General features: G+C 59.5%; 8 protein-coding genes. 5 read left to right on the top strand and 3 right to left on the bottom strand.

The window, feature by feature from the left end; translation table 11 throughout:
* Window positions 1–234 precede the first annotated feature (234 nt).
* Window positions 235–750, top strand: coding sequence for an RrF2 family transcriptional regulator (locus tag ACTZWY_RS19385; protein WP_444792355.1), 516 nt, complete (start codon window positions 235–237; stop codon window positions 748–750).
* A 90-nt stretch (window positions 751–840) separates the two neighbouring features.
* On the opposite strand, the gene ACTZWY_RS19390 is transcribed toward ACTZWY_RS19385, so the two are convergent.
* Genes ACTZWY_RS19390 through ihfB form a run of 3 tightly spaced genes read right to left on the bottom strand, consistent with a single transcriptional unit; the run spans window position 841 to window position 2,196 of the window.
* Entirely contained in the window at window positions 841–1,515 is a 675-nt protein-coding gene (locus tag ACTZWY_RS19390; RefSeq protein ID WP_444792356.1) for a phosphoribosylanthranilate isomerase, read from the bottom strand.
* A 35-nt stretch (window positions 1,516–1,550) separates the two neighbouring features.
* Window positions 1,551–1,904: a LapA family protein gene (locus tag ACTZWY_RS19395; RefSeq protein WP_444792357.1), complete on the bottom strand. Its 354-nt coding sequence runs from the start codon at window positions 1,902–1,904 to the stop codon at window positions 1,551–1,553.
* Between the two features lie 4 nt (window positions 1,905–1,908).
* Window positions 1,909–2,196, bottom strand: coding sequence for an integration host factor subunit beta (ihfB, locus tag ACTZWY_RS19400; protein ID WP_444792358.1), 288 nt, complete (start codon window positions 2,194–2,196; stop codon window positions 1,909–1,911).
* 259 nt (window positions 2,197–2,455) lie between these two features.
* Between ihfB and ACTZWY_RS19405 the strand changes: the two genes are divergently transcribed.
* The 4 genes from ACTZWY_RS19405 (at window position 2,456) to clpX (ending at window position 6,360) form a co-directional block, all read left to right on the top strand.
* Window positions 2,456–3,646 carry an RSP_2647 family RNA methyltransferase gene (locus ACTZWY_RS19405; RefSeq protein ID WP_444792359.1) on the top strand — a complete coding sequence of 397 codons (1,191 nt, stop codon included), beginning with the start codon at window positions 2,456–2,458 and terminating at the stop codon, window positions 3,644–3,646.
* On the top strand, window positions 3,646–4,185 hold the full coding sequence (locus tag ACTZWY_RS19410; RefSeq protein ID WP_444792360.1) for an RSP_2648 family PIN domain-containing protein: 540 nt from the start codon (window positions 3,646–3,648) through the stop codon (window positions 4,183–4,185). Before ACTZWY_RS19405 ends, ACTZWY_RS19410 begins: the two co-directional genes overlap by 1 nt.
* Window positions 4,186–4,311: 126 nt before the next feature.
* Window positions 4,312–4,935: an ATP-dependent Clp protease proteolytic subunit gene (locus tag ACTZWY_RS19415; protein ID WP_444792361.1), complete on the top strand. Its 624-nt coding sequence runs from the start codon at window positions 4,312–4,314 to the stop codon at window positions 4,933–4,935.
* A 162-nt stretch (window positions 4,936–5,097) separates the two neighbouring features.
* Window positions 5,098–6,360, top strand: a complete 1,263-nt coding sequence (clpX, locus tag ACTZWY_RS19420) for an ATP-dependent Clp protease ATP-binding subunit ClpX (protein WP_444792362.1) — start codon at window positions 5,098–5,100, stop codon at window positions 6,358–6,360.
* The last annotated feature ends 210 nt before the right edge of the window (window positions 6,361–6,570 follow it).

Below are 6,570 nucleotides of genomic sequence, written 5' to 3' on the forward strand. Positions count from 1 at the left end.
ACCCCCGTCCACTTCCGGTATCAAAGCCCCTGAAAAGCACGGGTTATACGTTGTGAAAGCACACATCCAGCGCCGTGACGCCCCCCCCCCCCGCCCCACACGCCCAACTGTTGCGCTAACTTGATCTTGATCAATGACAGCATTGGCGCATTGCAAATAATACACCTGCAAAGGTCATGTTTTCGGCACAGGCCCTTGGCTGCGTGTCACCTTGCCGATAGGGGGAATTCCTGAATGCGTCTGACAACCCGCACCAATCTGGCCCTGCGCACCTTGATGTTCTGTGCTGTCAATCAAGACAGGCTGGTGCGCAAGCAGGACGCCGCACAAGCCATCAACGCCTCGGAAAACCACTTGGCACAGGTTATCAACAAACTGGGTCAGGACGGGTTTATCACCACGCTGCGCGGGCGGCATGGCGGGTTCCATCTGGCGCGCGACCCATCATGCATCAGTGTGGGCGAGGTGTTTCGCGCCTTTGAATCCGGCCTGCCGTTTATGGAGTGTTTTTCAACCTCCAACACCTGCCCGTTGAAAGACCATTGCGTCATGCGCCCGCATTTGTCGCGCGCGATCGAATCCTTCTACAGCGCGCTTGATGATCTGTATCTGGCCGAACTGGTCCATTGCAATGCAGGGCTGGAAGCGATCCTGTCAGTAGAAGGGCCGCGCATTCCCAGACGCTGCGCCCCCGTCCAACCCGATGCATCCATGGGCACGCCGCTCATTGCGCCCGAACTTGTGGGCTAAGGCAGGTCGCTTGAAGACAACTGAACATGACATGCATCAAGGCGCGGCACGGCCAACCCTGAAAACCCGGCAGGTTTGGGGCGAATGCCATCACCCTGTTGTCTGGCCTGACAGCGCAACAGCAGACTGCGCGGCGCGGATAAATTCAGCCATGCGCGCGGCATCCTTCACACCGGGGCGGGTTTCCACACCAGAAGACACATCCACCTGACGCGCCCCTGTCAGCGCGATGGCCTGCGCAACATTGCCCGCCTCCAACCCGCCTGCCAGCATCCAGGGGCAGGCCCAGCGCCGTCCGGCAATAAGGTTCCAGTCAAAACTTAGCCCGTTGCCCCCCGGCAGCGTTGCTGCCTGCGTTGGCTTTGCATCCACCAGAAGCTGGTCGGCAACACCGCCATAAATGTCCAGCGCCGCCAGATCATCAGCTCCGGCCACGCCGACGGCTTTCATCACTGGCAACCCGAACCGCGCGCGCAGCGCCGCAACACGGGCGGGGGATTCATGGCCATGCAACTGCAACATGTCCAGCGGCACCTGTGCGACCAGTTCCGCCAGCATGTCATCATCACCATCCACTGTCAGCGCGACCTTGGCCACGCCTTCGGGCACAGCCAGCGCCAGCGCGCGCGCCTGCGCAAGGGACACATGGCGCGGCGATTTCGGGAAAAACACGAACCCCACATAGCGCGCGCCCGCATCAACTGCAGCGCGCATATGGGCAGGATCGGTCAATCCGCAAATCTTCACATGAACCGCGTCCGGCATGCGCCCCCCCCCCCGGCAATCAGTTTCAATCAGTTTCAGCGCGCGTCAAGAACGGCAAGCACATCATCCTTGCGGGTTTGCGGCGCGATGGTTTCCACCCGCCGCAGGTCCGCACGCAAGGCATCAGCCTCGCGGCGGGCGCGTGACGCGTCACGCCGATACCCGTATTCCCGCACCCATTCCCACACGAAGCCCAGCAGCAACCCAAACCCCACCGCCAGCCCAAGGATCATGAACAATGGCAGCGTCATCGACAGGTTGAACCCCATCAGCCCCGCCAACACATCCGGCAGCAACTGCACCGTGACGACTGCCCTGTTGGCAAGGGCCAATGTCACCAGCACCAAGGCAATAAGCGCCAGCACACCATAACGCAGATAGGTCAACATTCCACTATTCCTCTATTCCATTCAGCCGGTCACGCAGCAGTTTTCCGGTTTTGAAAAAGGGCACGGCCTTTTCTTCCACTGTCACGCTTTCGCCTGTGCGCGGGTTGCGCCCCACGCGGGCATCGCGCTGTTTGACCGAGAACGCACCGAAACCGCGCAATTCCACGCGTTCCCCCCGCGCAAGGGCTTCGGTGATTTCTTCAAATATCGTGTTCACAATGCGCTCCACATCGCGTTGAAACAGATGCGGATTTTCTTCGGCTATTTTCTGGATCAGTTCCGAACGAATCATTTATGTTACCCCCGATCTTGTGTGCAGCGCGCCTGCGTCAGCGCGGACGTTTGCGCAGGCTATGGTATTTTTCCCGCGACTATAGGATGAAACGGTATTCGAAGGAATAACCAATAACCATTGAAAGCACCTGCTTTTGCAGCTTTTTATCCGCGATGGGCGACATTTGGCCAATCGCGGGCGCACGCGCGGTGGTCTGCCCCTTCCCTCTGGCGTGATGCTGGCGTAGGGCTGCGGGGAATGCCAAAAGGTGCCGCATATGTCAAAACGTCCCGTTATCCGCCTGAAACCCAAAGCCGAAGCGCGTGCCATTCGCCACGGTTTCCCATGGGTCTTTGCCAATGAACTGGTGACCGACCGGCGCACGCGCGCGCTGGCTGCGGGCAGTTTCGCCAATCTGGAAGATGCCGAGGGCAACGCGCTTGGCCTTGTCACCGTTAATCCGGTGTCGAAAATCATTGCCCGCATGATGGACCGCAACCCCGATGCGGATATCACACTGGACTGGCTGGCGGACCGTATCGCACGCGCGCAGCAGTTGCGCGACCGGCTGCATGACGCGCCCTTCTACCGGCTGGTCCACGCCGAGGCTGACGGCCTGCCCGGTGTCATCATTGACCGTTTTGGCGATGCGGCGGTCATCCAGCCCAATGCGGCCTGGGCAGAGGCGCATTTTGCCCTGCTCGCGCAGGCCCTGCAGCAGGTCACCGGCGTTTCGACGATTGTGAAAAATGCCAGCGGGCGGTCGCGTGCGCTGGAAGGGCTGGACGAAGAAACCGTGCTGCATTGTGGCAGTCTGGACGGGGCCGTGCCTGTGCAGATGAACGGCGCCACCTATATGGCCGATTTGCTGGGCGGGCAGAAAACGGGCCTGTTTTTCGACCAGCGCGACAATCACGCCTTTGCCGCGCGATTGGCCAGCGGCGCGCGTGTTCTGGATGTGTTTTCGCATGTGGGCGGGTTTGCACTGGCCGCGCTGGCGCAAGGGGCTGCATCTGCGCTGGCAGTGGACAGTTCCGCGCCCGCGCTGGAACTGGCACGGCAAGGGGCCGGTGCAAGCGGGCTGGCCGCGCATTTCCAGACCCGTCAGGGTGACGCCTTCGCGGTGATGGAAGCGCTGGCCACCGAAGGGGCGCAATTCGATCTGGTGGTCTGCGATCCGCCCGCCTTCGCGCCCAGCAAACCCGCGCTGGACAAGGGCTTGCGCGCCTATGAACGGGTTGCGCGTCTGGCTGCGCCGCTGGTGGCACCGGGCGGCTATCTGGGGTTGTGTTCATGTTCCCATGCGGCCGACCTGACAAGTTTTCGCAATGCCAGCGCGCGCGGGATCGGGCGGGCCGGGCGGCGCGCACAACTTATTCACACTGGCTTTGGCGGGGCAGATCACCCGCAATTGCCGCAACTGGCTGAAAGCGGGTATCTTAAGGCTGTCTTCTTCCGGCTGGACTGATGCGCGCGGTTCTGGATGCCTGCGTGCTGTATCCCACGGTGTTGCGCGAAATTCTTGTCGGCGTGGCCGCGCGCAACGGGTTTACGCCTGTGTGGTCGGCGCGCATACTGGCCGAATGGCAACACGCCGCAGCACGGCTGGGACCAGCGGGCGCGGTGATTGCGGCCGGGGAAATCGCGCAGTTGCGCGCCCTGTGGCCGATGGCTGAAATCCCTGCCGCGCCCGAACTGGAAGCACGGCTGGACCTGCCCGACGCGGCCGACAAGCATGTGCTGGCAACGGCCATATCCGCGCAGGCAGAGTGCATCATAACCTTGAACCTGCGGGATTTTCCGCGCCGCGCGCTGCAGGCGGAAGGGGTGCAGGCCCAAAGCCCCGATGCGTTCCTGATGGCGCTGTGGCTGGATGCGCCGCAATGTGTTGAACAGGCCGTTCACGCCGCGCGCACCGCAACCGAAGCCGCGTCCGGGCGGGCACAGCCCCTGCGCGCGCTTCTGAAACGTGCGAACCTGCCGCGTCTGGGAAAGGCGCTGCAATGATACGCCGCGCGCCGTTTCCGACAAATTCCCGCCTGCCCCTTGCAGCCCCCCAAGCGCAGGACTAAGATTCACGCAACCTATTTAAGTTATCACTGACCCGAACAGGTCCACACAAAGGCAGGCGCAATGCAAGACCCGATTGAAACCTACATGAACCTTGTCCCCATGGTCGTTGAACAGACCAGCCGCGGGGAACGGGCCTACGACATCTTCTCGCGGTTGCTGAAGGAACGTATCATCTTTGTGACCGGCCCTGTGCATGACGGCATGGCCAGCCTGATTGTCGCGCAATTGCTGCACCTTGAAGCGGACAATCCGTCCAAGGAAATCAGCATGTATATCAACAGCCCCGGCGGCGTCGTCACCTCGGGCCTGTCGATCTATGACACGATGCAATATATCAAACCCAAAGTGTCCACCCTTGTTGTCGGTCAGGCCGCCAGCATGGGGTCGCTTTTGCTGGCGGCCGGCGAAAAAGGCATGCGATTCTCCTTGCCGAATTCGCGCATCATGGTGCACCAGCCCTCGGGCGGGTTTCAGGGGCAGGCGACGGATATTTCCATCCATGCCCGCGAAATTCTGGAACTGAAGGAACGTCTGAACAAAATCTATGTGCGTCACACTGGCCAAACCCTGAAAAAGGTTGAAGACGCGCTGGAACGCGACAATTTCATGACTGCCGAAATGGCAAAGGATTGGGGCCTGATTGACGAAATCGTCACGTCGCGCGCCGATACTGCCAGCGCTTGACACAAATCCGGGGGGCAGTTGGGGATTTTTGTAAGGCTTTTTCACAGTTTTGCATTGTTCCTCCCCCCCGACTAACCTACCCTTGGGCCATATCAAGACCAACGCGAAAGGTCTGTTTTGGCCTACAGGTCCTTTTCGCAGTCAAGACCACAGAGGTATGTGATGGCAACATCGGAAAAAGACAGCAAGAACACCCTTTATTGTTCCTTCTGTGGCAAAAGCCAGCACGAAGTGCGCAAACTGATCGCAGGGCCGACAGTATTCATCTGTGATGAATGTGTTGAGCTGTGCATGGACATCATCCGCGAGGAAACAAAAACCGGCGGACTGAAAACCACCGACGGCGTGCCCAGCCCGCGCGAGATTTGCAATGTGCTGGATGATTATGTCATCGGGCAGGAACAAGCCAAACGCGTTCTGTCCGTCGCAGTGCACAACCACTACAAGCGGCTGAACCATTCCGGCAAATCCGGTGAAGTGGAACTGTCGAAATCCAACATCCTGCTGATCGGTCCCACCGGCTGCGGCAAGACATTGTTGGCCCAGACGCTGGCGCGCATTCTGGATGTGCCCTTCACCATGGCCGATGCAACCACACTGACCGAAGCGGGCTATGTCGGCGAAGATGTGGAAAACATTATCCTGAAGTTGCTGCAATCCAGCGAATACAATGTCGAACGCGCACAGCGCGGCATCGTCTATATTGATGAGGTCGACAAGATCACGCGCAAATCCGACAACCCGTCCATCACGCGCGATGTCTCGGGTGAAGGGGTGCAGCAAGCGTTGCTGAAGCTGATGGAAGGCACTGTTGCCAGTGTGCCCCCGCAAGGGGGGCGCAAACACCCGCAACAAGAATTCTTGCAGGTGGATACGACCAATATCCTGTTTATCTGCGGGGGTGCCTTCGCGGGGCTGGACCGGATTATCGCGCAGCGGGGCAAAGGGTCGGCCATCGGTTTTGGTGCCGACGTCAAGGACGAAAGCGCCCGCACCATTGGCGAGTCGCTGAAGGAACTTGAACCCGAAGATCTGTTGAAATTCGGGCTGATCCCGGAATTCGTGGGCCGTTTGCCAGTTATCGCCACATTGATGGACCTTGATGAAGATGCGCTTGTCACCATCCTGACAGAACCCAAGAACGCCTTGGTCAAGCAGTATCAAAAACTGTTTGATATTGAAGGTGTGGACCTGAGCTTCACGGATGAAGCGCTGCGCGCGATTGCCAAGCGCGCAATCTTGCGCAAGACAGGGGCGCGGGGGTTGCGGTCTATCATGGAAGATATCTTGCTGGACACTATGTTCGACCTGCCCAGCCTTGAGAATGTGAACGAAGTTGTGGTGAATGAAGAAGCCGTGAATTCCGAAGCCTCCCCGCTGATCATCTATGCCGAGGCCAAGAAAGGCACGGCAAGCGCCGGTTAGAGCATGTCGCGCAAAAGTGGGAACCGGTTTTGCGCAAAAAGACATGCGACAACATAAGGTTAGGGTGGGTCGCGTGAATACGAATGAACGCGGGCACGCTCTAACACGGGTCTGGTCGCTGGATCCCTGAATGAGTGCGGGAAGCTGCGAAACAGCTTTTCCAGTCCCTTGAAACCGCATAAAGAAACCCGCCTTTTGGGCGGGTTTCAG

Source organism: Roseinatronobacter sp. NSM (genome assembly GCF_052379845.1).
Taxonomy (GTDB): domain Bacteria; phylum Pseudomonadota; class Alphaproteobacteria; order Rhodobacterales; family Rhodobacteraceae; genus Roseinatronobacter.

Bases quoted from the DNA above. Each gene is read 5' to 3' on its own strand.
- ACTZWY_RS19385 (WP_444792355.1), top strand. From the start codon at position 235: ATGCGTCTGACAACCCGCACCAATCTGGCCCTGCGCACCTTGATGTTC.
- ACTZWY_RS19390 (WP_444792356.1), bottom strand. From the start codon at position 1,515: ATGCCGGACGCGGTTCATGTGAAGATTTGCGGATTGACCGATCCTGCC.
- ACTZWY_RS19395 (WP_444792357.1), bottom strand. From the start codon at position 1,904: ATGTTGACCTATCTGCGTTATGGTGTGCTGGCGCTTATTGCCTTGGTG.
- ihfB (WP_444792358.1), bottom strand. From the start codon at position 2,196: ATGATTCGTTCGGAACTGATCCAGAAAATAGCCGAAGAAAATCCGCAT.
- ACTZWY_RS19405 (WP_444792359.1), top strand. From the start codon at position 2,456: ATGTCAAAACGTCCCGTTATCCGCCTGAAACCCAAAGCCGAAGCGCGT.
- ACTZWY_RS19410 (WP_444792360.1), top strand. From the start codon at position 3,646: ATGCGCGCGGTTCTGGATGCCTGCGTGCTGTATCCCACGGTGTTGCGC.
- ACTZWY_RS19415 (WP_444792361.1), top strand. From the start codon at position 4,312: ATGCAAGACCCGATTGAAACCTACATGAACCTTGTCCCCATGGTCGTT.
- clpX (WP_444792362.1), top strand. From the start codon at position 5,098: ATGGCAACATCGGAAAAAGACAGCAAGAACACCCTTTATTGTTCCTTC.